The sequence below is a fragment of the Pseudonocardia sp. SID8383 genome (genome assembly GCF_009864975.1).
Classification (GTDB): domain Bacteria; phylum Actinomycetota; class Actinomycetes; order Mycobacteriales; family Pseudonocardiaceae; genus Pseudonocardia; species Pseudonocardia alni.
In genome coordinates, this window is the sequence record NZ_WWFY01001151.1 from 1 (window position 1) to 2,102 (window position 2,102).

At 73.2% G+C, this 2,102-nt stretch carries 2 protein-coding genes; both read right to left on the reverse strand.

What is annotated here, in order from left to right:
- Positions 1–55: 55 nt before the first annotated feature.
- Positions 56–1,834 carry a CTP synthase gene (locus GTW08_RS28050; RefSeq protein ID WP_073575226.1) on the reverse strand — a complete coding sequence of 593 codons (1,779 nt, stop codon included), beginning with the start codon at positions 1,832–1,834 and terminating at the stop codon, positions 56–58.
- Positions 1,835–1,856: 22 nt separating this feature from the next.
- Positions 1,857–2,102, reverse strand: a 246-nt coding sequence (locus tag GTW08_RS28055; RefSeq protein WP_161152744.1) for a copper transporter, incomplete at its 5' end; no start/stop codon positions are given.

The window sequence follows — 2,102 nt, forward strand, 5'->3', positions numbered from 1 at the left end:
GCCCCGGGGCGCCGTGCCGGACCGGGCCACCCTCGGCGGCCCGGCCCGGTCGGGGTCAGCGGGCGGAGGTGCTCTCGGTCCGGGCCACGCCGTTGCCGCCCGCGCCGACGGCGACGTCGTCGCCCTCGACCGTCTCGGCGTCGTCGGCGTCGGTGTTGTCCCGGCCGGGCAGGTGCACCGGCAGCCGGTCCTCGGCCCGGTAGCGCAGCGCCGCCTTCACGAACGCCGCGAACAACGGGTGCGGCCGGGTCGGGCGGCTCTTGAGCTCGGGGTGCGCCTGGGTCCCGACGAAGAACGGGTGCTGCGACGACGGCAGCTCCACGAACTCCACCAGCGTCCCGTCCGGGGAGGTCCCGAACACCAGGCCCGCCTCGGTGAGCTGCTGCCGGTAGGCGTTGTTGACCTCGAAGCGGTGCCGGTGCCGCTCGGAGATCTCGCGCGCCCCGTAGGCCTTCGCCGCGACCGAGCCGGGCTGCAGCACCGCCGGGTAGGCACCCAGGCGCATGGTCCCGCCCATGTCCCGCTCGCCCGCGACGACGTCGCGCTGGGTCGCCATCGTCGAGATCACCGGGTGCGCGGTCTCCGGGTCGAACTCGGTCGAGCTCGCGTCCTCCAGGCCGGCGACGGTGCGCGCGGTCTCGATGACCATGCACTGCAGCCCCAGGCACAGCCCCAGGGCGGGGATGCGCCGGGTGCGGGCGTGGGTGATCGCGCCGAGCTTGCCCTCGATGCCGCGGATGCCGAAGCCGCCGGGGACGAGCACTCCGTCGACGCCGTCGAGCGCCTCGGCCGCGCCGGCCGGGGTCTCGCAGGAGTCCGACGGCACCCAGCGGATCGCCACCTTGGCGTGGTGGGCGAAGCCGCCGGCCCGCAGCGCCTCGGTGACCGAGAGGTAGGCGTCGGGCAGGTCGACGTACTTGCCGACCAGAGCGATCGTCGCGGTCTCCCGCGGGTGGTGGACGCGGTCGAGCAGGTCGCCCCACACGGTCCAGTCGACGTCGCGGAACGGCAGCCCGAGCCGGCGCACGACGTAGGCGTCGAGGCCCTCGCCGTGCAGCACCTTCGGGATGTCGTAGATCGACGGGGCGTCCGGGCACGCGGCGACGCCGTCGAGTTCGATGTCGCACATCAGCGAGATCTTGCGCTTCATGCCCTCGGGGATCTCCCGGTCGGCACGCAGCACCACCGCGTCGGGCTGGATGCCGATGTTGCGCAGCGCCGCGACGGAGTGCTGGGTCGGCTTGGTCTTCAGCTCGCCCGACGGCGCCAGGTACGGCACCAGCGACACGTGCAGGAAGAAGCAGTTGTCCCGGCCGACCTCGTGACGGACCTGGCGGGCGGCCTCGACGAACGGCAGCGACTCGATGTCGCCGATGGTGCCGCCGACCTCGGTGATGACGACGTCGGGGGCCAGGCCCTCGGCGTCGGGCTCGGCCATCGCGAGGACACGGTCCTTGATCTCGTTGGTGATGTGCGGGATGACCTGGACGGTGTCGCCGAGGTACTCGCCGCGGCGCTCCTTGGCGATGACCTCGGAGTAGACCTGGCCGGTGGTGACGTTGGCCCGCCCGGCGAGGTCGCGGTCCAGGAACCGCTCGTAGTGGCCGACGTCGAGGTCGGTCTCGGCACCGTCCTCGGTGACGAACACCTCGCCGTGCTGGAACGGGTTCATCGTCCCGGGGTCGACGTTCAAGTAGGGGTCGAGCTTCTGCATGGTGACGCGAAGCCCGCGCGCGGTGAGCAACTGACCGAGACTGGAGGCGGTCAGGCCCTTACCCAGCGAGGACGCGACCCCACCGGTGACGAAGAGATGACGGGTGGCGCGAGTCTGCACGGAGTTTCAGCCTACCGATCGGTCATGGGGCGGCGGGAACCGGCCCCACCGTTCCGGCCCCGGAACCGTAGCGGCCGGTGCCTCCTGCCTGTCGTTCGGCGAGCGCGAGCACGGTCGCGACCCGCCCGGCACCGGTACCGACGCCGTCGACGGTGGCGAGCCGGCCCATCGGACCGGCCCCGGACGAGCGGGCGGCGGCGACGGCCGAGCCGTCCGCGGCGTCCCGTCCGGCCAGCACGGCTCCCGCGCCACGACGGTCGAGCTCCGC